Raw genomic sequence first — 22815 nt, 5'->3', positions numbered from 1 at the left:
GAATCGCCGATTTCACGGTGATTCCACCCACAGTTCACCTGGTCAGTACGTGTTGTCAGTGGGGCGTGTTCTCATGGACACATGATCGAAACCATCACAGAAAGCATCGACGACTTTCTGACCCGCAATGTCACCGACCAGCTTCTGACCGACGTGGAGCGGATCGTCCGCGCCGCGGCAGCCGCCGAGATATCGCCCCGCTTCCGGCAGCTCGCCGCCCACGAGATCGAAGAGAAGAGCGCCCCGCACGACCTCGTCACCGTCGCCGACAAGCGTGCCGAGGAGTACCTCACCCGCGAGCTGCCCGCCCTGCTGCCCGGCTCCGTCGTGGTCGGCGAGGAAGCGGTCGCCGCCGACCCGAGCACGTACGAGGCGATCCGGGGCGCCGCCCCCGTCTGGATCGTCGACCCGGTCGACGGCACCCGCCAGTTCGTGCACGGCGACCCCGGCTTCTGCACCCTCGTCGCCCTCGCGCTCGACGGAGTCGTCCTCGCCTCTTGGACGTACGCGCCCGCGCTGGAGGAGTTCGCCGTGGCCGTACGAGGCCGGGGCGCCCGGCTCAACGGCCGCGTGCTGCCCGTCGGCGCACCCGCGCCGGGCCGGGACCTGACGGTCGCCACCTCGCACCCCGACTTCACCACCGACGACCAGAAGCGATCCCTGCTGGGCCTGCACACGGCCGGTGTCGCCCCGCGCCCGTGCGGCTCGGCAGGCCTGGAGTACCTGGCCATCGCCCGTGGCGACCTCGACGCCGTCGCCTTCGGCTGGGAGCTGGCCTGGGACCACGCCGCCGGACTGCTCCTGGTCGAGGAGACGGGCGGCGCCCACCTCACCCGTGACGGTGTCCCCTTCACGATCACCGGAGGCAACGCACTGCCGTTCACCGCGGCGCGCGACGCGGCGACGGCCCACCGGGTGGCGGGCCTGCTCTCGGACGGCGCCTGACCACGCACGCCGACCGCCGGTCGGGCGACGCGCGGACGCTGCCCGGCCGGTGGACGGCACCCGCGCCCGGTGTTGTCGGTACTCCGGCATATCCTGTGCGGGCAGTGGCCGTCGGCTGACAAAGGAGTCCGAAGGTGCCGTCGATGCTCGATGCCGTGGTGGTGGGTGCGGGGCCGAACGGTCTGACCGCCGCGGTCGAACTGGCCAGGCGGGGCTTCTCCGTGGCCCTTTTCGAGGCCGGGTCCACCGTCGGCGGCGGCGCGCGCACCGAGGAGCTGACGCTGCCCGGCTTCCGCCACGACCCCTGCTCGGCGGCGCACCCGCTGGGCATCAACTCCCCGGCGTTCAGGGCGATGCCGCTGGAGCGGTACGGACTTGAGTGGGCGCAGCCCGAGCTGCCCATGGCCCATCCGTTCCCGGACGGCACGGCCGCCGTCCTGTCCCGGTCCGTCGGCGAGACCGCCGCCTCCTTCGGCCCGCGCGACGCGGGCGCGTACCGGCGCCTGGTCGAGCCGCTCCTGCCGCGCTGGGACGCCCTCGTCCAGGACTTCATGGCGCTGCCGTCCAGCGCGCTGCCCCGGGACCCCGTCACCCTCGCCCGGTTCGGGCTCCGCGGCCTGCCGCCCGCGACGTGGCTGATGCGCCGCTTCCGCGACGAGCGGGCGCCCGCCCTGTTCTCCGGCCTCGTCGCCCACACCATCGCCCCGCTCGGTGGCTTCGCGACGTCGGCGATCGGCCTCGTCTTCGCCCTCGCCGCCCACGCGCGCGGCTGGCCGGTGGCCCGGGGCGGCTCCCAGTCCCTCTCCGACGCGCTCGCCGCATACCTGTTGGACCTCGGCGGGGCGATCCACACCGACTACGAGGTGAAGCGGCTCGACGACCTGCCGCCCGCCCGCGCCTACATCTTCGACACCTCGCCCACCGCCCTCGCCCGGATCGCGGGGTTCGGCCGGTACTACGACCGGTTCCGGTACGGCGCCAGTGTCTTCAAGGTCGACTACGCGCTCGACGGTCCCGTGCCGTGGACCGCGCCGGAGGCCAGGTCGGCCGGCACCGTGCAGATCGGCCCGTACCGCTCCGACATCGGCAAGGCCCTGCGCGCCGCGTCGGTCGACGGCCGGGCCCCCGAGGCGCCGTTCCTCATCACCGTGCAGCCGAGCGTCGCCGACGCCACGCGCGCGCCCGCGGGCAAGCACACGTTCTGGGCGTACGGCCACGTGCCGAACGGCTGGGACGGGGACCTGACCGCCGCCATCGAGCGTCAACTGGAGCGCTTCGCGCCGGGGTTCAGGGACCTGGTCCTCGCCCGCGCCACGGCGGGCCCGCCCGAACTGGCCGTGCGCAACGCCAACTACGTGGGCGGGGACATCGCCTGCGGCTCGGTCCGGGGACTCCAGCTGATGCTGCGTCCCAAGCTCTCCCTGTCCCCGTACACGACCCCGCATCCGGCCGTCTACATCTGCTCGTCGGCGACCCCGCCGGGCCCCGGCGTGCACGGCATGTCCGGGCACAACGCGGCGAAGGCCGTCTGGCGCAGGCTCCGGACGTCGTCATGAGCCCGCAACTCGTCCTGGTCCAGGGCGACATCACGCAGCAGGACGTGGACGCCGTGGTGAACGCGGCGAACTCGTCCCTCCTCGGCGGCGGCGGAGTCGACGGTGCCATCCACCGGCGAGGCGGCCCCGAGATCCTCGCCGAGTGCCGCAAGCTGCGGGCCTCGCACTACGGAAAGGGCCTGCGGACCGGGCAGGCCGTCGCCACGACGGCCGGGCGGCTTCCGGCCCGGCACGTCATCCACACCGTAGGCCCCCGCTGGTCGGCGACCGAGGACCGCTCGGAACTGCTCGCCTCGTGCTACCGGGAGTCGCTGCGGATCGCCGCCGAACTCGGCGCCCGTACCGTGGCGTTCCCCGCGATCTCCACCGGCATCTACGGCTGGCCGCTCGACGACGGCGCGCGGATCGCCGTCGAGACGGTCCGCGCGGCCGCGTCGCCGGCCGTCGAGGAGGTGTGCTTCGTCGTCTTCGACGAGCGGGCCCACGAGGCGTTCGCCCGGCACCTGCCGTGAAACCGGCTCACCACGTCACGGGCAGCTCCCGCAAGCCGTAGACGATGTTCCGCGTGGCGTACGAGAGCTGCGCCTGCGGGACGGCGAGGCGCAGGGTGGGTACGCGGCGCAGCAGCGTCGTCAGGATCAGCTGCAGCTCCACGCGCGCCAGGGTCTGGCCGAGGCACTGGTGCACGCCGAACCCGAACGCGAGGTGGCGGCGGGCGTCCCGGCCGAGATCGAGGGTGTCGGCGTCCTCGCCGAACAGGGCGGCTTCCCGGTTCGCCGTGGACAGCATGCAGATGACGCCCTCGCCCGCCGCGATGGTCACCCCGCCCACCTCGATGTCCTCCTTCGCGGCACGGGCGAGGCCCAGGTGGATGATGGTCAGATACCGCAGCAGTTCCTCCACGGCGCCGGGGACGAGCGCCGGGTCCGCCCGCAGGCGTGCCGTCTGCTCGGGCTCGCGCAGCAGCGCGCATACGGAGATCGCGGTCATGTTCGCCGTCGACTCGTGTCCCGTGACCAGAAGCAGGAAGCCCAGTGAGGCGACCTGCTGCGGGGTGAGGTCGGGGCGGGCGGCGAGTCGGCTGAGGATGTCGTCACCGGGTTCGCGGATCCTGCGCGCGGCGAGCCGTTCGAGGAACGTGGTCAACTCGCTGTGTGCGGACGTCACTTCGTCGTGCGAGGCGGTGTTGTCGAGCAGGGTGCGGCTGAGCGACTGGAAGCGGTCGTGGTCCGCGTAGGGCACGCCCAGCATGAGACAGATCACCAGGGAGGGGATCGGCAGCGCGAAGTCCGCGACGAGGTCGGCGGGTTGACCGCCCGCGAGCATCGCGTCGAGCCGTTCGTCGATGATCCGCTGGATCCCGGGGCGCAGCTCCTCGACGCGGCGCACCAGAAAGTCCTTGGTGACCATGCGGCGTAGGCGGGCGTGCTCCGGGTCGTCCATGCGGAGGAAACTCGGCCGTGCGGTGGCGAGTTCACGCTGCCCGGGTGAGAGGAACGGAAAACCCGGGGTTCGCGCGTCGGCGCTGAACCGGGCGTCGGAGAGCACCGACCGAACTTCCTGATAGCCCGTCACCAGCCAGCAGGGCGAACCGTCGGGCAGCGCGGAGCGGGTGACCACCGCCTGTCCGGCCGCCTCGGTGTAGGCCGAGGGCGGCGTGAACGGACAGGCTCCGTACGGGGCGGGCAAGATGAGCGGCGCGGGCGGGGCGGAGGTCATCGAAGGGGAGCGCCTTCCGTGGTCCTGGCTGGTGCGGTGAGAGGAGTCGGTGCGGTGGGGGGAGCCGGTGCGGTGAGGTGGATGGCGCCGCTTGGGCAGAGCGCGGCGGCCAGACGCAGCCGGTCCGTCAGGGCGGGCCGCTCCTCGACGAGCGTGACCAGGCCGTCCTCGTCGTGCGCGAACACCTCGGGGGCGGTGGACACGCACTGCCCGGCGCTGCAGCAGCGCGCCGCGTCGACGCGCACGGTGGGGCCGCCGCCGGGGGTGTGCAGCGTACTCAGTGTCGTACAGATCATGGCGCACTGGCCTACGAGGACGAGGAGTTCGAGCAGTTCGGGGGCGGTGAACACCCCCGACAGCTCGTGCCACAGCGGCTCGGGCAGCGCGGTGCCCACGGCGAGGAGGTCCACCGCGCGCAGCGTGGCCGCCTCACGCGTGCTCCAGTCGTACGCGCCCGGGTCCGCGGCGGCTGTCGCGGCGATGGCCGCCCGGGGGACACCGAGGTCCCGAGCGTGGCCCTCATGGCGGGCGCGCACGTAGGGCGAGCGCAGCTGATGCGAGGTGCGCAGCATCGCCAGCTCACGCAACCTCGGCTCCAACAGACCTTGATGAGTGAGGACTTGGGCCAGGTGAAGCCATGCCTCGGCGAGTGGCGGATGGTGGGCGAGCGTGCCGAAGAGGTTCTCGCGGCCGGGTCCGTCCTGGCGCGAGGCGTGCAGCAGCTCGCGCAGCGCGGGCGGCCAGGCGTCCGGGGGCAGCGGGGTGATGCGCGGCGTCACCACGAGCACACCACCACCCCGGCGCTCGCCCCGCTCGCGAACCCGAACAGGCCCACCAGGTCGCCCCGTTGCAGCCGCCCCGACTCCAGCGCGGTAGCGAGCTGGAGCGGGATGGTGTTCGTGGCGACGTTGCCGTGCGTCGGGAACGTCGCCTGGATCCGGTCCACGTCCACGCCCACCCAGTCGCACGCCACCCTCGTGAACGCGACGGACGGCTGATGGATGCAGACCAGGTCGAGGTCCGCCGTGGTCACCCCGATCTCGCGCACGGCAGAGCGCAAACGATGCGGCAACCCCTCGAAGGAGGCCACGAGTTGGGCCGAGTCGATGTGCAGATGGCCCAGGGTGCGATGACGCGCGTACGGGTTCGGGAGGGTGGCGGCGGGCCAGCCCCACGAGTTGGCGAAGAAGCGTGAGCCGAGCACGCCGGGCCGCTCGGACGCCTCCATGAGCAGGGCCGATCCCATGTCGCCCGTGCTGAGGCTGGGCAGCGCCGTCAGCACGTCGTCCTGGGCGTCGACCGACCACCGGCTCTCCCGGGTCGAGACCTCCGCCGTGGTGATCAGGACCCGCCGGTACTGGCCCGCCTTGATGAACGCGTCGGCGACCTCGATGGCGTTGAGTACCCCGTTGCAGGCGTTCTTGAGGTCGAACACCGGGCATTTCAAGCCGAGTTTGTCGGCCACGACATGCGCGGTGGCGGGCTCCTCCATGTCGGCGATGATGCCCGTGAAGATGAGCAGATCGATGTCGTCGGCGGCGGCGACGCCCGGCCCCTCGAAGAGCTTGAGGGCGGCGTGCGCGGCCAGGTCGGACGGCTGCTCGTCGGCATCGGCGACGGACCTTTCGAGCAGCCCGTACATGTGCTGGAGGACGCCGCGGGTCAGGGTGACGTCTGGACTGTGGGAACGGAAGCGGTCCTCCGCCTCGGCGACGGTCTGGCGGCCCGGCGGCACGTGCACGGCCGCATGGGAGAGGGAGCTGTACGCGGTCAAGGGGGGTGAGCTCTTTCGTGCAAGGGTCACGGACGGCGGGGCGGGGCTTCTCGGACGGGCACGGTCTACGCCGGGCGGGGTTTCTCGGACGGGCACGGTCTACGCCGGGCGGGGCTTCTCGGACGGGCACGGTCTACGCCGGGATCAGCGCGAGCACGACGTTGTGCCCGCCGAATCCGAAGGAGTGGCTGACGGCCGCCCGCACCCGCTGGGCCCGCGGCGCCCCGGTCACGCAGTCGAGGTCGAACTCCAGGTCCCGCGGCGTGAGGTTGGCGATCGGCGGAACCGTGCCGTGGTGGATCGTCAGCGCGGTGACGGCCGCCTCGATCGCCCCGGCCGCGCCCAGACTGTGGCCGAGCACGCCCTTCGGCGCGGTGACGCTGGGGCCGTGCGGCAGGACGCGGCCGATGAGTTCGGCCTCGGTCAGGTCGTTGAGCGGGGTGGATGTGCCGTGCGCGTCGACGTGGTCGACATCGGAGGCGGACAGGCCCGCGTCCGCGAGGGCGGCGCGCAGCGCGGTTTCCGCGACGACGCCGCCGGGCGCGGGAGCCGTCGGATGGTGGGCGTCGGTCGACTGGCCGGCCCCCGCGAGCAGCGCGTAGCCGCGCCGGCCGCGGGCCCGGGCGTCCGCCGTCCGCTCCAGGACACAGATCGCGGCGCCCTCCGCGATGACGAACCCGTCCCGGTCGGCCGCGAACGGCCGGGACGCGGCGGCGGGTTCGCCGCCCCGGGCCGACAGCGCGCCCATGCGCTGGAATCCGGTGGTGACCACCGGGGTGACGGCGGCCTCCGAGCCGCCCGCGACGGCGATGTCGCAGGCCCCGCTCAGCAGCAGATCGCGGGCGACGACCAGGGCGCTGGCCCCCGAGGCGCACGCGGAGTCGGTGGCCAGCGACGGGCCGCGCGCGCCGAGATCGAGGGCCACCTCGCCCGCCGCCATGTTGGAGATCAGCATCGGCACCAGCGTGGGCGCGACCAGTTCGGGCCCGCCCTGATGGAAGCGGAGGGTCTGGTCCTCCAGGTGCGCGGCGCCCGCGAGCCCCGAGCCGACGATCACGGCGACCCGCGCGCCGTCCCAGCCGTCCCCGGGGCGCAGCCCGGCGTCGGCGACGGCTTCCCGCGCGGCGAGCACCGCGTGCCGGGTGAAGCGGCCCATCCGCCATGCCTTGCCGCCACCGATCCGGCCCACGGCGGGCGGGAGTTCGGGGATGCGGCAGGAGAAGTCGACGGGGCAGCACTTGAGTTCGGGGTCGCGGGCCGCGGCGGAGGTGCCGCGCAGCAGGCCGGCCCAGGTGGCCTCGCGACCGGCGCCGGCCGGGGTGATGAGCCCCAGGCCGGTGACGGCGACGGAACGGTCCGCTGTGGTCACCGGGCCGCTGCCGCGGCGTACTTGGCGGCGAGGGAGGCGGTCAGCCCGGCGACGGTGGTGTGCTTCGTGGCCTCGGACTCCGCCACCTTCACGCCCAGTCGCTCCTGGAGCGAGAGGGCGAGTTCGGCGAGGGCGAGGGAATCGAGGTCGAGGCTTTCCAGCGTGGCGTCGGGACGGACCACTGCCGGGTCGATCTCGAACTTCTCGGTGAGGACGGTGGTGAGCGCGGACTCCACGGGGGATTTTGCGGACATGGTGCACCTTTCCGGGGTATCGATGGGGACGTTTCTCACGGGATTGCTCGCCGTCACGGCGCGGCGAGAGCGCGCGGCGACGGCCGTGAGCGGCCGTGCGCGACGGTGAACGACGGTGTGCGGCGGGCGCGGAGGCGCGGGCGGGCCACGCGGCAGGAGAGTGAGTGGCGCGGACCGGCCGCGCGGGGTTCAGCGGCGGGCGGCGGTCGCGGGAGTCGCTGTGTCGATCCCTGCGTCGACCGCTGCGTCGATCCTTGCGTCGGTCGATGCGTCGGTCGCTGCGTCGATCCCTGTACAGGTCGCCGTGTCAGCCTCCGGCGTGATCGTGTCGGCGACCGGTGCCACCGCGGGCAGGTCCGGCCAGCACAGTGTCGCGGACGCCCAGGTGAGGCCTGCGCCGAAGGAGGTCAGCAACACCCGTGCGCCGGCGACCAGTTGACCCCGGGATGCGGCGTCCGCGAGGGCCAGCGGCAGCGACGCGGCGCCGGTGTTGCCGACCCGGTCGATGTTGCTGACCTGCCGGTCGCCGGGTAGTCGCAGCCGCTCCCCGACGGTGTCGAGGATCCGGGCATTGGCCTGGTGCGCGGCGAACCGGTCGACGTCGTCGGCCGTCCAGCCGGTGCGGGCGAGCACCCGCTGCGACGACTCGGTCATCCGGGTCACCGCGTGCCGGTACACCTCGCGACCCGCCATCCGGAAGTACCGGTCGGCCGGGGTGTGGCGGGCGGGCCGGGCGCGCTCGGCCGCGCCCCCGCCGGGGACCTGGATCAGCTCGTGTCCGGTGCCGTCGCTGCCCAGGTCGAAGGCGAGCAGACTGCCCGGCTCGCCGTGTGTGCCCCGGCGCAGCAGCACCGCGCCCGCCCCGTCGGCGAAGACGACGCCGGCGCCGCGGTCCGCGGGATCCAGGAGGGTCGAGTAGACCTCGGCGGCGACCAGCAGCACCCGCCGCGCGTATCCGGCGGCGAGCGCGCCCGCCGCCGCGGCCAGGCCGTAGCCGAAGCCGCTGCACGCCGCCGCGATGTCCCAGGCGGCCACCTGCCCGAGGCCCAGGCGGGCCGCGAGGTGCGGCGCCATCGCCGGTATCGGCCGGTCCGGCGTCGAGGTCGCCACCAGGACGGTGTCCGGTTCGGGACCGTCCAGCGCGGCCAGGACCCGGTGCGCGGCCTCGAACGCCAGGTCACTGGTGCGGACCCCGGGACCGGCCCAGTGGCGGGTGACGATGCCGGTACGGCGCCGCACCCAGGCGTCGTCGACACCCCAGGAGGCAGGGAGCTCGGCGTTCGGGACCCGGCGCGGCGGCACCCGGCCCGCGAGCCCCTCGAGGACCGCGGCCGGGCGGTCGGAAGGGGCCCACGTGGGGCGGTCGGCAACGGTCACACGAACCTCGCTCTGTTCCTGGTGGCGGCCGCGTACGGCAGCAGCGGAAACGAATCAGCGGCATGACTGTAGGCACAGGGACAATCCCCGAAAACCACGCTTATTGTCCGACTGGACGGTGTGCACAACGGAGTTGACGAACTCCGCGCAGGTCAGGGGCGTGCGTTGCGTACGGGGGGCGGGCGGGACGCCACTGCGCGCCCCATGCGTGTCACCCGGAGGGATGCGCGCGCCCCCGTTCCGTGGCCGGAAAGGGAGGGCGAGGACGATGTCGGATTCTCGCCAGCCGGGCCGCTCACCATGCCCGATCCTTGAGTCATGTCCACCGACAAGGCGCTCATCGAAACCGGGACGGTTCGAGGCACCACCGCCATGCACACCGACACCGAGCGGTGCGTACGCGCGGTGCAGGCCAAGGACACCCGGTTCGACGGGGTGTTCTTCACGGCCGTCCTGACCACCCGCATCTACTGCAGGCCCGGCTGCCCGGTCGTGCCGCCCAAGCCGCGCAACATGGTGTTCCACCCGAGCGCGGCCGCCTGCCAGCAAGCCGGATTCCGGGCCTGCAAGCGCTGTCGGCCCGACACCAGCCCCGGCTCCCCCGAGTGGAACCGGCGCGCCGACCTCACCGCCCGCGCGATGCGGCTCATCGGTGACGGGACCGTCGACCGCGAGGGCGTCCCCGGCCTGGCCCGCCGCCTCGGCTACAGCGAGCGGCAGATCGAGCGGCAGCTGTTCGCCGAACTCGGCGCGGGACCGCTCGCCCTCGCGCGCGCCCAGCGCGCCCAGACCGCGCGGCTGCTCATCGAGACCACCGGGCTCCCCATGGCCGATGTCGCGTTCGCCGCCGGGTTCGCCTCGATCCGTACCTTCAACGACACCGTCCGCGAGGTCTTCGCGCTCTCCCCGAGCGAGCTGCGCACCCGGGCCCCCAAGGGACTGCCGAGCGCACCCGGCGCGATCGAGCTCCGGCTGCCGTTCCGCGCGCCCCTCAACCCCGACAACCTTTTCGGCCACCTCGCGGCGACCGCGGTGCCGGGCGTCGAGGAGTGGCGCGACGGCGCGTACCGGCGCACGCTCCGGCTCCCGTACGGCCACGGCATCGTGACCCTCACGCCGGGCGCCGCGTACATCGCGTGCCGTCTGAACCTCACCGACCAGCGCGACCTGACCGTCGCCATCAGCCGCTGCCGCCGCATGCTGGACCTCGACGCCGACCCGGTCGCCGTGGACGCCCGGCTGCGCACCGACCCGCTGCTCGGCCCCCTCGTCGACAAGGCGCCGGGCCGCCGGGTGCCGCGCACCGTCGACGAGGCCGAGTTCGCGGTGCGGGCCGTGCTCGGGCAGCAGGTCTCCACCGCGGCCGCCCGCACCCACGCCGCCCGGCTCGTCCTGGCCCACGGCGAACCGGTCGACGACCCCGAGGGCGGCCTCACCCACCTCTTCCCGTCACCGGCCGCGCTCGCCTCCCTCGACCCCGAGTCCCTGGCCCTGCCGCGCAGCCGCCGGACCACACTCACCACGCTCGTACGTCAACTGGCCGACGGGGAGCTGACGTTGGGCCCCGAGTCCGACTGGGACGAGGTGCGCGCCCGGCTCGCCGAACTACCCGGCTTCGGGCCCTGGACGATCGAGGCCATCGCGATGCGCGCCCTCGGCGACCCGGACGCCTTCCTGCCCACCGACCTCGGGATGCGGCGCGCCGCACAGGAGTTGGGGCTGCCGCACACCCCTGCTGCCCTCACCGCGCGCGCGGCGGCCTGGCGGCCCTGGAGGGCGTACGCGACCCAGTACCTGTGGGCCACCGACAGCCACCCGATCAACTTCCTTCCCGCGTAAGGGACGTACGGCCATGGAACACAAGAAGCAGCACACCGTCATCGACAGCCCCTACGGCTTGCTCACCCTCGTCGCCGCCGGCGGGGCGCTGTCCGGCCTCTATATGACCGAGCAGCGCCACCGCCCCGCCGAAGAGAGCTTCGGTGAGCGCGACGAACGCCCCTTCGGCGCCGTCATCGACCAGCTGGAGGCCTACTTCCGAGGGGAGTTGAAGGAATTCGACCTCCCCCTCGCCCTGCACGGCACGCCCTTCCAGCGCTCCGTCTGGGAGCAGTTGCGGAAGATCCCGTACGGCGAGACCCGTACCTACGGCGAACTCGCGGCAGCCCTCGGAAACCCGGCAGCCTCCCGCGCCGTGGGCCTCGCCAACGGAAAGAATCCCGTCGGCGTCATCGTCCCCTGCCACCGGGTGATCGGCGCGAGCGGCGGCCTCACCGGATACGGCGGCGGACTGGAACGCAAGCAGCGCCTCCTCGACTTCGAGCGCGGCGCGGCCCTCTTCTAGACCAGCTCGTTCAGCAACCGCGGCAGCGCCGTCCCGATCGGTTCGCGGACGACCTCGTCCGCCACCTCGTCGTACGGGGTCGGCTCGGCGTTCACCACCACCAGGCGCGCGCCGTGCTCCGCGGCCAGGCCCGCGAGGCCCGCGGCCGGCTGCACCTGGAGGCTGGAGCCGACGGCGAAGAAGACCTGGCAGGCCTTGGTGATCGCGACGGCCTCGCCGAGCACCGCCGGGTCGAGGCGCTCGCCGAACATCACGGTCGTCGACTTGAGGATGCCGCCGCAGACCGGACAGCCGGGATCGTCCTCACCGGCCTCGACGCGGGCGATCGCCGCCTCCATCGGGCCGCGCGCAGCGCACTGCGTGCACACGAACTGCCGGGCGGAGCCGTGCAGTTCGAGCACCTTGCGGGCGGGCATCCCGGCGAGCTGGTGCAGTCCGTCCACGTTCTGCGTGATGACCCGCACCGGCACGCCCGCCTCTTCGAGACCGGCGATCGCGCGGTGCGCCCCGTTCGGCTCGGCGGTCAGGGTGACGGCCCGGCGCCGCACCTGCCAGGCGCGACGCCGGATCTCCGGATCGTTCATGTAGTACTCGTATGTGACGAGCTTCTCGGCGTCCGGATCCTTGCGCCACACCCCGTTCGGCCCGCGGTAGTCGGGGATCCCGGAATCGGTGCTGATACCGGCACCGGTCAGGATCGCGACGAGCGGCTTTGCTGATGTCGCTGATGCAGCGGACGGAGGTGTGGCGCTCATGGCGTCGAGGGTAGGTCAGGCGGCCGCCTCCGCGTCCACCGGTTTCGGGATGAGCAGCGAGACGAACAGGGCCGCCACGATCAGTACGAGACCGGCCACGACACCGGCGCTGTAGCCGCCGACGGACGACCCGTCGGCCGGGGCGACCGCCTTCATCGCCGCGTAGAGGACGACGAAGCTCAAGCCTGCGCCCAGGTTGAAGCAACCGGCGTTGAGGCCCGGCAGGAAGCCCGGGTTCTCCTTGGGGGAGAGTAGGATGCCGAGGCCGTTGAGCATGATGTTGACCGTGCCCGCGTAGGTCGCGCCGAGCAGGATCGAGACCGCGAGCAGCAGGCCCGACGAGTCGGTGTGCAGCGTCAGGAGGGCGAGCACCGTGGCCACCGCGGTGGCGGTCAGCCCGATGCGCAGGATGCGGCCGTAACCGAAGGACGCCGCGAGCCGTCCCGCGAGGGGGCCCATGGCCAGGCCCGCGAGCGCGTAGGGCGTCAGCGTCCACCAGGTGGCGCCCTCGGCGCCGAGACCAAGGCCCACCGAGGTGTCCTGGGCGAAGCCGGGCAGCAGGCCGTTCATGATGGCGAAGACGCCGGTCATGGTCAGCATCGTCGACAGCAGGAGCGACCAGGTGGCGCGCCGCTTCAGCAGGTGCGTGGTGACCAGCGGGTGCTTGGCGCGGGTCTCCATGCGCCAGAACGCCCAGAACGCGAGCGCGGCCACGACCAGCAGGCCGATGGCGAGCGGCCAGTTCGCGTCGGCCAGCTTGCCCGCCTCGTTGAAGGCGACCAGCAGCGCGCCGACGGAGACGACCAGGAGCGCGACGCCCGGCCAGTCCATGGGCGGCCGCTCGTCCGCGCGCGAGTCGGGCGCGAGGAAACGGACAAGGAGGGCGGCGAGGGCCGCGAAGCCGGTCATGACCCAGAAGATCGAGGCGTAGCCGTGGTGCTCGGCCAGCGAGCCGCCCGCGAACGAGTCGACGCCCGCGATGCCGCCGTTGACCGCGGTGACCAGGCCGAGGAGCGTGCCGTACCGCTTCGGGTCGGGGACCTCGACGCGCAGCATGATCAGCGCGAGGGGGATGGTGGGGCCCGAGGCGCCCTGGATGACGCGGCCGACGGCGAGCGTGCCGACGGAGCCGGCGAGCGCGGAGATCACGCAGCCGACGGCCATCAGGACCATCATCCCGGTGAGCACCTTGCGCCGGCCGATGAGGTCGCCGAGCCGCGGCAGGAACAGCGAGAACATCGCGGCGGCCGTGAAGAAGGCCGTCTGGGTGACGCTGATGGCGGAGGCGCTGGTGTGCAGCTCGTCCGCCATCGTCGCCAGGGCGGGGCTGAGCATCGAGGCGTTGAGCTGGAAGGCGAAGCTGGCCACGAGCAGCGCGGCCATCAGGGCGCCGACCCGGACCGGGCGCCCCGCGCCGGGGCCGACGGCCGGGGTGTGGGGGGAGGTGGAGACGTTCATTACGCGGGGTCTCCGATGCGCACGAGAGCGTCCACGACGAGGCTCCAGAACCGCTCGTGGTCCAGGTCGACGGCGACCTGGGTGTGGCAGTCGGCGGGCGCGGGGGAGCGCAGGTCGGTGACGGTCATACCGAGGGTGAGCGCGCCGCGCAGCTCGATGTCGACGGGCGCCTTGCGTACGGTCATGACGCCCGGGTCGATGACGTACGCGACCGCGCACGGGTCGTGCACCGGCGGGTGCTCGAAGCCCTGGTTCTCGCGGTAGGCCTCGCGGAAGAAGTCGAGGAGTTCGAGGACGAACTGCGCCGGCTTGGTACCGACGGCCTTGATCTTGTCCTCGACGGCGGGCGTCGCGAGCGCCTGATGGGTGAGGTCGAGCCCGACCATGGTCACCGGCCACGTCTCGTTGAAGACGATGTGGGCGGCCTCGGGGTCGATGACGATGTTGAACTCGGCGACCGGGCTCCAGTTGCCCTCGTGGTAGCCGCCGCCCATCAGGACGACCTCGCGGACGCGCTCGGCGATCCGGGGCTCCTTGCGCACGGCCATCGCGATGTTCGTCAGCCCTGCCGTCGGCACGATCGTGATCTCGCCCGGCTCGTGCGCCATGACGGTGTCGATGATGAGGTCGACGGCGTGCCGCCGGTCGAGCTCGGTCGTCGGCTCGGGCAGATCGGGGCCGTCGAGTCCCGTCTCGCCGTGGATCTCGGGTGCGGTCTCGATCTCGCGCACCAGCGGCCGGGGGCAGCCCGCCGCGAACGGGACCCCGGTGATCCCGGCGATCGCGGCCACCGAGAGGGCGTTGCGCGTCACCTTCTCCAGGGTCTGGTTCCCGACGACGGTCGTCACGGCGACCAGGTCGATGTCGGGGTTGCCGTGCGCGAGGAGCATGGCGATCGCGTCGTCGTGCCCCGGGTCGCAGTCGAGGATGATCTTCCTGGCCAACGGAATGAGCCCCTTTGCTCCGGAGCACCGTCGCTCCGGCCGAGATAACACTGAAATAACTGTCCAGGGAAAGCTCACCCCTCGCCACCCGACTTGTCAACGCGCGTAGATGACCAAGTTGCGGTGATCTGGATTTCGTGCGGACCTCCGAAAACGCGGGAAGAGCCGGTCGGGAGGCCAGGTACATACGGACAGATTTCGACGGCGTACGGCATCCCGGGGGGCGGACGGCCATGGGCAGCGGGACCCTCCTGCGGCTATGGTCGCAGCGGCGCGACTGCCTTGACGCGAGCAAGGCCCGAACAGCAAGGGGAGCAAGGTGGCGGACGCTGCACAGGCCGCGCGGCACGTGTTGATCGCGGCGGACAAGTTCAAGGGGTCGCTCACCGCGGTGCAGGTCGCGCAGCGGGTGAGCGCGGGGCTGCGCCGGGTCGCGCCGGACGTCGACATCGCGTCCGTGCCGGTCGCGGACGGCGGCGACGGGACCGTCGCGGCGGCGGTCGCCGCCGGGTTCGAGCGCCGCGAGGTGCGGGTGACCGGGCCGCTCGGCGAACCGGTGACCGCCGCGTACGCGCTGCGCGAGGGCACCGCGGTCGTGGAGATGGCGGAGGCCTCGGGCCTCCAGCTCCTTCCCGAGGGCGTCTTCGCCCCCCTCACCTCGACGACGTACGGCTCCGGCGAGGTCATCGCCGCCGCGCTCGACGCGGGAGCCCGCTCCATCGTCTTCGGCGTCGGCGGCAGCGCCACGACCGACGGCGGCGCGGGCATGCTGGCCGCGCTCGGCGCCCGGTTCCTGGACGCGGCGGGCGAGCCCGTCGGGCCCGGCGGCGGCGCTCTCGCCACGCTGGCCTCCGCCGACCTGACCGGCCTCGACGCCCGGCTCGCCGACGTGGAGATCGTCCTCGCCAGCGATGTCGACAACCCGCTCACAGGACCCAAGGGCGCGCCCGCGATCTACGGCCCGCAGAAGGGCGCCACGCCCGAGGACGTGGCCGAACTGGACGCCGCGCTCGCCCACTTCGCCAAGGTGCTGGGTGACTCCGTCGGGCCGAAGGCCCTGGAGTACGCCGAGTCGCCGGGCGCGGGTGCCGCGGGCGGTATCGGGTACGGGGCCCTGGTCGGGCTCGGCGCGAGTTTCCGGCCCGGCATCGAGGTCATGCTCGACGTCCTCGGCTTCGCCCCCGCGCTGGAGCGGGCCACGCTGGTGATCACCGGCGAGGGCTCCCTCGACGAGCAGACCCTGCACGGCAAGGCCCCCGCCGGGGTCGCCGCGGCGGCGCGGGCCGCGGGCATCGAGGTCGTGGCGGTCTGCGGCCGCCTCACTCTTGCGCCGGAGGCCCTGGGCCGCGCCGGGATCCGCCGCGCCTATCCTCTGACCGACGTGGAGCCGGACGTGGCCCGTTGCATCGCCGAGGCGGGGCCCATCCTGGAGGACGTGGCGGAGCGCATCGCGGCCGATTTCCTGGTCTGAGTGCGTCGCCGTCCGCGGCCCGGTGGGGACTTCTCGCGCAGTTCCCCGCGCCCCTGAAAGGCGCACTTCGTGCGCCCTCAGGGGAGCTGCGGGGAAGCCGCACGCTCCAGGGGTGCGGGGAAGCCGCACGCTCTAGGGGTGCGGGGAAGCCGCACGCTCTAGGGGTGCGGGGAAGCTGCACGCTCCAGGGGCGCGGGGAACTGCGCGACCAGCCCCCACCGGCCCGCGGACGGCAAAGAAACCTCACCCCGAGGACAGCCGGTAGGCGTCCAGCGCCAACGTCATCTCCATAAGATCCCTCGGCCGCGACAACGACCGCGAAGTCAACTGCTCAAGACGCCGCAACCGGTTGAAGACCGTATTGCGGTGGCAGTACAACCGACCCGCCGCCCGCCCGGCGGACCCCTCACAGGCCAGCCACGCGTCCAGCGTCTCCAACAGCACGGCCCGGTCGGCCGGTTCGAGGGAGAGGAGCTCGCCGAAGACCCCCGACACCAGGCGCTGCGCCAGATCCGGCTGGCTGACCACGAGCGCCGTCGGCATGCGCTGATCGAGGCGTACGACACCGGTCGCGTCCGGCGGACAGGTGCGCAGGGCGAGTTCGGCCAGGCGGCGCGCGTGGCCGAGTTCGGCGAGGCCCGTGACGACCGGGCTGACCCCGCCGGGCCCGGGGCAGCGCCCGTCGAGCAGCGCCGCCAGCTCGCCGAGCTCACGGCCCGCGCCGAGCGCGACCACACCCACCTCGCAGTCCGCGCGCATCCGCCAGACGAACCGGAACCCCGGGTCCTGGATCCGCCGGTGGAACGCCTCCCGCCCGTCCCGCCGTTCCACCCGCAATACGATGACCGCGTACGGGCCGTGCTCCGGCAGATCGAGTCCGGCCGCCGCGCGCGCCGCGAGGCCCGGCGCGGGGCGGCCCTCCAGGAGTGCGTCGAGCAGCGCCTGCATCTGCTCGTCGGTACGGCGCCGCAGCTCCAACTCCGTGGCCCGGTACGCCTCCGACGCCGCTCCGGCCTGCGCGTCCACCGCCGCCCACACCATCGTCGCGGAGCGCATCAGCGCCGACAGCCGGTCGGGTTCGCCGCCCGCGCTCTCCATCAGGGCGTCCCAGACGAGATAGCCCGCGTTGCGGTACGCGTGCACCAGGAGGTCCAGGGGGAGGCCCTGCCCTGCCCGGCGCCGGCCCGCCTCCTCCGCGTACACCAGATCCCCGCGCGGCGAGTCACGGGGCGCCGAGATCGTCTCGATGCCGATCCGCATCGCCTCCTCGGCCTCCCGCCACTGGACGTCGTACGGCAGCACGCGCGCGTACACGTCGGAGAACGCGGACAGTTGCCGCACGTGCTCGTCGACCAGCTCGGGCACGCGGTCCAGCAGTGTCGTGCACGCCTCCTTCAGCAGCTTCCAGTCCTGCCCGGTGCGATGCCTGCGTCCGCCCATCGCCCCTCCCCAACAACCGTTAAAGCGACGGCAAAGGACTCATTTGCTTGTGCGGAGGATGCCACCCCGCGGCCGTCCCCGGCAGGCCCCTGACGCGGGGTCTTGTGCGCGCGCACAACGGAGGCGGGCGGGCGCTGGGCCCGCGCAGCGATTCCCGGGCCGCCCGTGGACGGGCCGCTCGCGCGGTGCTGTCGTGAGCGCCACCGGTCCAGGGAGGGACACAGAGTGACCGATGCACACAACGATGCACAGGGGGCGGGCCTCGCCGTCGACGACATGTCGGTCGGCTACGGCCCCGTACGCGCTCTGCGCGGCGTGACGCTGAAGGTGCCGCAGGGCGCCGTCGTCGCCGTGCTCGGCGGCAACGGCGCGGGCAAGACGACGCTGCTGCGCGCCGTCTCGCGCACGCTGGGATTCCACGGCGGGACGGTCACGTCCGGCGCGGTGCGGTTCGGCGGCCGCCGGATCAGCGGCCTGTCCGCCGACCGGGTCGTGGCCGCCGGGATCTGCCAAGTACCGGAAGGGCGACGGGTGTTCGCCCGGATGACCGTCGCCGACAATCTGCGGGCCGGCGCGCTCGGCTCGACCGGTTCGCGCGCCGACAAGGCTGCCGCGCTGCGCCGCGTCCACGAACTGTTCCCGGTCCTCGCCGACCGGGCGGCACAGCGCGCCGGGCTGCTGTCCGGCGGCGAACAGCAGATGCTGGCGGTCGCCCGCGCGCTGATGGCGGGCCCGCGGCTGCTCCTGCTCGACGAACCGTCCCTGGGCCTGGCCCCGTTGATGGCGGCCCGGATCGCCGACACCATCCGCGAGATCAACGCCCAGGGCGTCTCCGTCCTCCTCGTCGAACAGAACGCGGCCCTCGCGCTGCGCCTCGCCTCGCACGCGTACGTCCTGGAGGTCGGCGAGATCACCCTGCACGGCCCGGCCGGCGAACTCGCGGCCTCCGACGAGGTGCGCCGCCGCTACCTGGGCGTGGTCGACGAGACAGCCGCCGCGGACGCCTCCGGCGGTGCCTCGCACGCGCCGGTACTGCGCCGCTGGGAAGGTGCCTGATGACGACGGCTGCGACCACCGCCGACGTACTCCCGCTGAGGGTACGGGAGTTGACCGTGCGCTTCGCCGGACTGACCGCCCTCGACGCCATCAGCCTCACCGTCGAACCCGGCACGGTGCACGCCGTGATCGGGCCCAACGGGGCGGGCAAGTCCACCTGCTTCAACGTGCTGTCCGGGGTCTACCGGGCCACCTCCGGCAGCGTCCGCCTCGGCGAGCGGGAACTCACCGGGCTGCCCCCGCACCGCATCGCCGACCTCGGCGTGGCCCGCATCTTCCAGAACCTCGCCCTGCCACCGCGCGCCACGGTCGCCGACAGCCTGCTGCTCGGCCGCCACCGGCTGACCCGCACCGGCTTCCTCACCGCGGGGCTGCGCCTGCCGACGGCCGTCCGCGAGGAACGGCTGCACCGCGAACGGGTCCGTGAGATCGCGGAGTTTGTCGGCATCGCCGATCAACTCCACACGCCCACCGGGGCGTTGCCCTACGGACAGCAGAAACTCGCTGAACTCGCCCGCGCCCTGTGCATGGAGCCCCGCGTCCTGCTGCTCGACGAACCCGTGGCCGGGATGACGGCCGACGAGCGGCGCCGTACCGCCGCCGTCATCGCGGGCGTCCGCGACAGCCTCGGCATCTCCATCGTCCTGGTCGAACACGACATGGGAGTCGTCATGCGCCTCGCCGACGAGGTCACGGTCCTCGACTTCGGCCGCCGGATCGCCGGCGGACCGCCGGACCGCGTCCAGAACGACCCGGCGGTGATCCAGGCGTACCTGGGCGCACCCGCCGCGGACGACACCGAAGCCACCGAAGCCACCGAGGTCATCGAGGTCATCGACGTCACCGACAAGGAGGCCTCGGCGTGACCACGTTCCTCGAACTCCTCCTCAACGGCCTCTCGATGGGCTCCGTGTACGCGCTCATCGCCCTCGGCTTCGTCGTCATCTTCCGCGCCACCGAGGTCGTCAACTTCGCCCACGCCTCCCTGCTGCTCGCCGGCGGCTACGTCACCGCCTCGCTCCACGACGACATCGGCTTCTGGCCCGCGCTCGGCGTCGGTATCGCCGCCGCCGCGGTCGTCGGCGCCGCCGTCGAGTTCTGCGTGATGCGGCGCTACCGCGGGCACGACCACAGCGTCCTCGCCATCGTCACCATCGGCGTCGACATCCTGCTCACCACCGAACTCACCCGCCGCCTCGGTACCGACGTCCTCTCGCTCGGCGACCCGTGGGGCGACGCCGTACTCACCGTCGGCGGGGTGTCGATCGCCCACACCCGGATCGCCGCGTTCGTCGCCGCCGCCCTGCTCATCACCGGCTTCCTGCTCGTGTTCCGCTACACGTCGTGGGGCGTCGCGATGCGCGCCGCCGCCGAGAGCAGCGAGACGGCCGCGCTGATGGGCGTACGCCTCGGCCGGGTGTCGCTCGGCGCGTGGGCCGTGGCCGGCGCGCTCGCCGCCGTCGCCGCGCTGTTCCTCACCGTGTTCCCGACACCGGGCCTGGAGCGGGCCACATCCCTCGCCGCCCTGAAGGCCTTCCCCGCCGCCATCCTCGGCGGGCTCGACTCCACCACCGGCGCGCTCGTCGGCGGCCTCGTCGTCGGCGTCACGGAGTCCCTCGCCACCGGCTACCAGAGCGAACTCGCCTTCATGGGCAGAGGGCTCGGCGATCTCGCGCCCTACCTCGTGATGACCGTGATCCTCCTGCTGCGGCCCTCCGGGCTCTTCGGTACCAAGGAGCTGGCCCGTGTCTGACACCCTCGCCCCCACGGAGCCCGCGCGCCGCACGCCGTCCGGCACCGGCGCCCGGTCGCTGTTCACCCGCCGCCGCGGCTACGCCCTGGCCCTGGGCGGGCTGCTGCTCGCCCTGCCGTTCTACCTCGACCGGTTCTGGCTGCAGGCGGGCCTGTTCGCGATGGCCGCAGCGATCGGCGCCATCGGGCTCAACCTCCTCACCGGCGCCACCGGCCAGCTCTCCATGGGCCACGCGTTCTTCCTGGCCGTCGGTGCCTACGGATACTGCGTGTTCGCGGGGGAGCGCGGCCAGGACATCAACGGACTCGGGCTGCCCCCGTGGCTCGCCGCCGTCCTCGCGGTGCTCGTCGCCGGGGTCGCGGGCGGCCTGTTCAGCCCCATCGCGGGCCGCCTCAAGGGCGCGTACCTGGGCATCGCGACGCTCGCGCTCATCTTCATCGGGCAGCACGTCCTGTTCAACGCCGAGGAGCTGACCGGGGGCGCCAACGGCCGCGACGTGCCCGCCATGAGCCTGTTCGGCCTCACCTTCGACGACCGGGCGCTCACCGTCGCGAGCGTGCCGTTCGGCTCCGCCGAGAAGCTCTGGTACCTGGGGCTGCTGCTCACGCTCGGCTGCGGTCTGTTCGCCCGCGGAGTGCTGCGCGGGCGTCCTGGCCGTGCCATGAACGCCATCCGCGACCACCGCATCGCCGCCGGCGTCCTCGGGGTGCCCGTCGCCCGCTACCGAGGGGCCGTCTTCGTCCTGTCGTCGATGTACGCGGGCCTGGCCGGGGTGCTGCTCGCCCTGGTCTTCCAGCGCACGGTGCCCGACTACTTCGGCATCACGCTCTCCCTGGAATACCTCGCCATGATCGCCATCGGCGGGCTCGGCTCGGTGGCGGGCGCGGTCGTGGGCGCCGCGTTCGTCTCGCTGCTGCCCCAGATCCTCACCCGCTACAGCGACGCCCTGCCTCTCGTCTCGGCCCCCGGCACCGGCGGCGTCGCCCCCGGCGAGGCCGCCCGCTACCTCTACGGCGCCGCCGTCGTGGCGGTGGTCCTGTTCCTGCCGGGCGGTCTCGTACAGCTCACCGCCCGGCGCACCCGGAAACACCCTCAGGAGGAGTCATGACCACCCGTACCGGCCGCACCCGCCCGCTCACGGTGACCGCCGTGGCCGCGCTGCTCGCGCTGACCGCCGCATGCAGCTCCAAGGCCGAGGACGGGGGAGGAGACGACAAGCAGAGCGCGGGCGGAGTGAAGACCGGCCCCGGCATCTCCGGCAAGACGATCGACCTCGGCGTCCTCACCGACATGACCGGCGTGTACGCGACGCTCGGCAAGAGCGTCACCCAGGCGCAGCAGCTGTACGTGAAGCAGGCCAACGCCGACGGCGGGATCTGCGGCTACCAGCTGAAGCTCACCGTCCGCGACCACGGCTACGACCCGCAGAAGGCCGTCGCCGGGTACACCGAGCTCGCGCCCAAGGTCCTGGGGTTCACCCAGTTCATCGGCTCACCGTTCGTCGCCGCCGTGGAGAAGCGCATCACCGACCAGGACAAGGCGCTCGTGCTGCCGCAGGCCTGGTCGTCGAACCTGCTCGGCAGCCCCTACGTGCGGGTCATCGGCTCGACGTACGACATCGAGACGATCAACGCGATCGACTTCCTGATCAAGGAGAAGGGTCTCAAGAAGGGCGACAAGCTCGGCCACGTCTACTTCGAGGGCGACTACGGCGAGAGCGCCCTCAAGGGCTCGAAGTACATGGCGGGGGAGGCCGGGCTCACCGTCGTCGAGCAGAAGATCAAGCCCACCGACAACGACATGACCGCCCAGGTCGCCGCCCTGAAGAAGGCGGGCGTCAAGGGCATCGTGATCAGCGCGGGCCCGCGCCAGGCGGCCTCGCTCGTCGGGGTCGCGGCCGCCGCGAAGCTGAACGTGCCGGTCATCGGCAACAACTCGGCATACGCCCCGCAGCTCCTCGGCACCCAGGCGGGTCCGGCCCTGCTCGCCAACTACTACGTGGCATCCCCGTCGCTGCCCATCGGCGCCGACACCGCAGAGGCGAAGAAGCTCGTCGCCGACTACAAGAAGGCGTATCCGAAGGACGGCCTCGACAACGGCGTCGTCGCCGGCTGGACCGCAGCGGCCGTCTTCGGCGAGGCACTGAAGAAGGCGTGCGACAGCAAGGACCTCACGCGCGCGGGCGTCGACAAGGCACTGCTGTCCCTCAGCGCCTACGACATGGGCTTCGGCGTCGAGCAGGACTTCAGCGACCCGAAGGCCCCGTCCTCGCACCAGTCGGTCATCCTTCAGCCCGACAAGACGGCGGTGGGCGGCCTGAAGGTGGTCCAGGAGCCAGGAGAGGCCCCCCAGGCAAAGACGTACTCGGAGAACGCCGGCTAAGAGCTGAGAGCGCCCCGTGAGGGGCGCGGGGAGCTGCGCGACCAGCCACCACGAACTGGCACCCGCCGACACCCGGACGTCCCTGCGGCGCGCAAGCGCAAAAGAGGTGGGGCCCCGCCCAAATGGGCGGGGCCCCCCCCAGCACCATACGCGCGGGGGCCACGCGACGCGCCCCCCGCGCCCCCGGTTGAGCGGGATGTTTTAAAAACGCCCGCCCG

21 protein-coding genes are annotated in these 22815 nt (G+C 72.8%); 11 read left to right on the top strand and 10 right to left on the bottom strand.

Annotated features, from left to right (window positions below):
* Positions 1-81 precede the first annotated feature (81 nt).
* The 3 genes from ACIREE_RS14435 to ACIREE_RS14425 all read left to right on the top strand — a co-directional run bounded on the left by ACIREE_RS14435 (position 82) and on the right by ACIREE_RS14425 (position 3013).
* Positions 82-945 carry an inositol monophosphatase family protein gene (locus ACIREE_RS14435; RefSeq protein ID WP_404150887.1) on the top strand — a complete coding sequence of 288 codons (864 nt, stop codon included), beginning with the start codon at positions 82-84 and terminating at the stop codon, positions 943-945.
* Between the two features lie 134 nt (positions 946-1079).
* The gene (locus tag ACIREE_RS14430) at positions 1080-2501 is read left to right on the top strand and encodes a phytoene desaturase family protein (protein WP_404150885.1); all 1422 of its coding nucleotides are present in this window, start codon (positions 1080-1082) and stop codon (positions 2499-2501) included.
* Entirely contained in the window at positions 2498-3013 is a 516-nt protein-coding gene (locus tag ACIREE_RS14425) for an O-acetyl-ADP-ribose deacetylase (RefSeq protein ID WP_404150883.1), read from the top strand. Before ACIREE_RS14430 ends, ACIREE_RS14425 begins: the two co-directional genes overlap by 4 nt.
* Before the next feature lie 7 nt (positions 3014-3020).
* Here the strand turns inward: ACIREE_RS14425 and ACIREE_RS14420 are convergent, their stop codons facing one another.
* From ACIREE_RS14420 to ACIREE_RS14395, 6 genes are all read right to left on the bottom strand, one after another.
* Positions 3021-4220 carry a cytochrome P450 gene (locus ACIREE_RS14420; RefSeq protein WP_404150881.1) on the bottom strand — a complete coding sequence of 400 codons (1200 nt, stop codon included), beginning with the start codon at positions 4218-4220 and terminating at the stop codon, positions 3021-3023.
* Complete coding sequence (locus ACIREE_RS14415) at positions 4217-5002, bottom strand: 4Fe-4S domain-containing protein (protein ID WP_404150880.1); 786 nt, start codon at positions 5000-5002, stop codon at positions 4217-4219. The genes ACIREE_RS14420 and ACIREE_RS14415 overlap by 4 nt, the downstream gene beginning before the upstream one ends.
* The gene (locus ACIREE_RS14410; protein WP_404150878.1) at positions 4996-5994 is read right to left on the bottom strand and encodes a 3-oxoacyl-ACP synthase III family protein; all 999 of its coding nucleotides are present in this window, start codon (positions 5992-5994) and stop codon (positions 4996-4998) included. Before ACIREE_RS14410 ends, ACIREE_RS14415 begins: the two co-directional genes overlap by 7 nt.
* Positions 5995-6127: 133 nt before the next feature.
* Positions 6128-7363 carry a beta-ketoacyl-[acyl-carrier-protein] synthase family protein gene (locus tag ACIREE_RS14405; protein WP_404150876.1) on the bottom strand — a complete coding sequence of 412 codons (1236 nt, stop codon included), beginning with the start codon at positions 7361-7363 and terminating at the stop codon, positions 6128-6130.
* Entirely contained in the window at positions 7360-7617 is a 258-nt protein-coding gene (locus ACIREE_RS14400) for a phosphopantetheine-binding protein (protein ID WP_404150874.1), read from the bottom strand. The genes ACIREE_RS14405 and ACIREE_RS14400 overlap by 4 nt, the downstream gene beginning before the upstream one ends.
* Before the next feature lie 189 nt (positions 7618-7806).
* Complete coding sequence (locus tag ACIREE_RS14395; protein WP_404150873.1) at positions 7807-8994, bottom strand: ketoacyl-ACP synthase III; 1188 nt, start codon at positions 8992-8994, stop codon at positions 7807-7809.
* Between the two features lie 372 nt (positions 8995-9366).
* Here ACIREE_RS14395 and ACIREE_RS14390 point away from each other — a divergent pair, with 372 nt between their 5' ends.
* Both ACIREE_RS14390 and ACIREE_RS14385 read left to right on the top strand, forming a co-directional pair.
* Positions 9367-10833, top strand: a complete 1467-nt coding sequence (locus ACIREE_RS14390; protein ID WP_404151224.1) for an AlkA N-terminal domain-containing protein — start codon at positions 9367-9369, stop codon at positions 10831-10833.
* A gap of 13 nt (positions 10834-10846) precedes the next feature.
* Complete coding sequence (locus ACIREE_RS14385) at positions 10847-11338, top strand: methylated-DNA--[protein]-cysteine S-methyltransferase (protein ID WP_404150871.1); 492 nt, start codon at positions 10847-10849, stop codon at positions 11336-11338.
* Here the strand turns inward: ACIREE_RS14385 and ACIREE_RS14380 are convergent.
* From ACIREE_RS14380 to ACIREE_RS14370, 3 genes are read right to left on the bottom strand one after another with little or no spacing between them, the layout of a single operon-like run.
* The gene (locus ACIREE_RS14380) at positions 11335-12093 is read right to left on the bottom strand and encodes an SIR2 family NAD-dependent protein deacylase (RefSeq protein ID WP_404150869.1); all 759 of its coding nucleotides are present in this window, start codon (positions 12091-12093) and stop codon (positions 11335-11337) included. The genes ACIREE_RS14385 and ACIREE_RS14380 overlap by 4 nt on opposite strands.
* 15 nt (positions 12094-12108) lie before the next feature.
* Positions 12109-13551, bottom strand: coding sequence for an MFS transporter (locus ACIREE_RS14375; protein ID WP_404150867.1), 1443 nt, complete (start codon positions 13549-13551; stop codon positions 12109-12111).
* Entirely contained in the window at positions 13551-14495 is a 945-nt protein-coding gene (locus ACIREE_RS14370) for a nucleoside hydrolase (protein WP_404150865.1), read from the bottom strand. Before ACIREE_RS14370 ends, ACIREE_RS14375 begins: the two co-directional genes overlap by 1 nt.
* Positions 14496-14814: 319 nt before the next feature.
* Between ACIREE_RS14370 and ACIREE_RS14365 the strand changes: the two genes are divergently transcribed.
* Positions 14815-15966 (top strand): glycerate kinase, encoded by a 1152-nt coding sequence (locus ACIREE_RS14365; RefSeq protein ID WP_404150863.1) that lies wholly within the window; start codon positions 14815-14817, stop codon positions 15964-15966.
* Between the two features lie 243 nt (positions 15967-16209).
* Here ACIREE_RS14365 and ACIREE_RS14360 read toward each other — a convergent pair whose 3' ends face one another.
* The gene (locus tag ACIREE_RS14360) at positions 16210-17406 is read right to left on the bottom strand and encodes a PucR family transcriptional regulator (RefSeq protein WP_404150861.1); all 1197 of its coding nucleotides are present in this window, start codon (positions 17404-17406) and stop codon (positions 16210-16212) included.
* Positions 17407-17682: 276 nt separating this feature from the next.
* On the opposite strand from ACIREE_RS14360, the gene ACIREE_RS14355 reads away from it, so the two are divergent.
* From ACIREE_RS14355 to ACIREE_RS14335, 5 genes are read left to right on the top strand one after another with little or no spacing between them, the layout of a single operon-like run.
* A complete protein-coding gene (locus tag ACIREE_RS14355; RefSeq protein WP_404151222.1) occupies positions 17683-18462 on the top strand; it encodes an ABC transporter ATP-binding protein in 780 nt (259 codons plus the stop codon).
* The gene (locus ACIREE_RS14350; RefSeq protein ID WP_404150859.1) at positions 18462-19328 is read left to right on the top strand and encodes an ABC transporter ATP-binding protein; all 867 of its coding nucleotides are present in this window, start codon (positions 18462-18464) and stop codon (positions 19326-19328) included. Before ACIREE_RS14355 ends, ACIREE_RS14350 begins: the two co-directional genes overlap by 1 nt.
* Positions 19325-20215, top strand: coding sequence for a branched-chain amino acid ABC transporter permease (locus tag ACIREE_RS14345; RefSeq protein ID WP_363191857.1), 891 nt, complete (start codon positions 19325-19327; stop codon positions 20213-20215). Before ACIREE_RS14350 ends, ACIREE_RS14345 begins: the two co-directional genes overlap by 4 nt.
* Complete coding sequence (locus tag ACIREE_RS14340; RefSeq protein WP_404150857.1) at positions 20208-21323, top strand: branched-chain amino acid ABC transporter permease; 1116 nt, start codon at positions 20208-20210, stop codon at positions 21321-21323. The genes ACIREE_RS14345 and ACIREE_RS14340 overlap by 8 nt, the downstream gene beginning before the upstream one ends.
* Positions 21320-22597 carry an ABC transporter substrate-binding protein gene (locus ACIREE_RS14335; protein WP_404150855.1) on the top strand — a complete coding sequence of 426 codons (1278 nt, stop codon included), beginning with the start codon at positions 21320-21322 and terminating at the stop codon, positions 22595-22597. The genes ACIREE_RS14340 and ACIREE_RS14335 overlap by 4 nt, the downstream gene beginning before the upstream one ends.
* The last annotated feature ends 218 nt before the right edge of the window (positions 22598-22815 follow it).

It is taken from the genome of Streptomyces sp. NPDC102467, from assembly GCF_044765445.1.
In the GTDB taxonomy this organism is placed as follows: domain Bacteria; phylum Actinomycetota; class Actinomycetes; order Streptomycetales; family Streptomycetaceae; genus Streptomyces.
Note: the sequence above shows the minus strand (reverse complement) of the source record. Positions and strands in the feature narration are given on the sequence as shown.

Coding starts and splice junctions, on each gene's coding strand:
- ACIREE_RS14435 (WP_404150887.1), top strand. CDS start 82: ATGATCGAAACCATCACAGAAAGCATCGACGACTTTCTGACCCGCAAT.
- ACIREE_RS14425 (WP_404150883.1), top strand. CDS start 2,498: ATGAGCCCGCAACTCGTCCTGGTCCAGGGCGACATCACGCAGCAGGAC.
- ACIREE_RS14420 (WP_404150881.1), bottom strand. CDS start 4,220: ATGACCTCCGCCCCGCCCGCGCCGCTCATCTTGCCCGCCCCGTACGGA.
- ACIREE_RS14400 (WP_404150874.1), bottom strand. CDS start 7,617: ATGTCCGCAAAATCCCCCGTGGAGTCCGCGCTCACCACCGTCCTCACC.
- ACIREE_RS14390 (WP_404151224.1), top strand. CDS start 9,367: ATGCACACCGACACCGAGCGGTGCGTACGCGCGGTGCAGGCCAAGGAC.
- ACIREE_RS14385 (WP_404150871.1), top strand. CDS start 10,847: ATGGAACACAAGAAGCAGCACACCGTCATCGACAGCCCCTACGGCTTG.
- ACIREE_RS14380 (WP_404150869.1), bottom strand. CDS start 12,093: ATGAGCGCCACACCTCCGTCCGCTGCATCAGCGACATCAGCAAAGCCG.
- ACIREE_RS14375 (WP_404150867.1), bottom strand. CDS start 13,551: ATGAACGTCTCCACCTCCCCCCACACCCCGGCCGTCGGCCCCGGCGCG.
- ACIREE_RS14360 (WP_404150861.1), bottom strand. CDS start 17,406: ATGGGCGGACGCAGGCATCGCACCGGGCAGGACTGGAAGCTGCTGAAG.
- ACIREE_RS14355 (WP_404151222.1), top strand. CDS start 17,683: ATGTCGGTCGGCTACGGCCCCGTACGCGCTCTGCGCGGCGTGACGCTG.
- ACIREE_RS14350 (WP_404150859.1), top strand. CDS start 18,462: ATGACGACGGCTGCGACCACCGCCGACGTACTCCCGCTGAGGGTACGG.
- ACIREE_RS14335 (WP_404150855.1), top strand. CDS start 21,320: ATGACCACCCGTACCGGCCGCACCCGCCCGCTCACGGTGACCGCCGTG.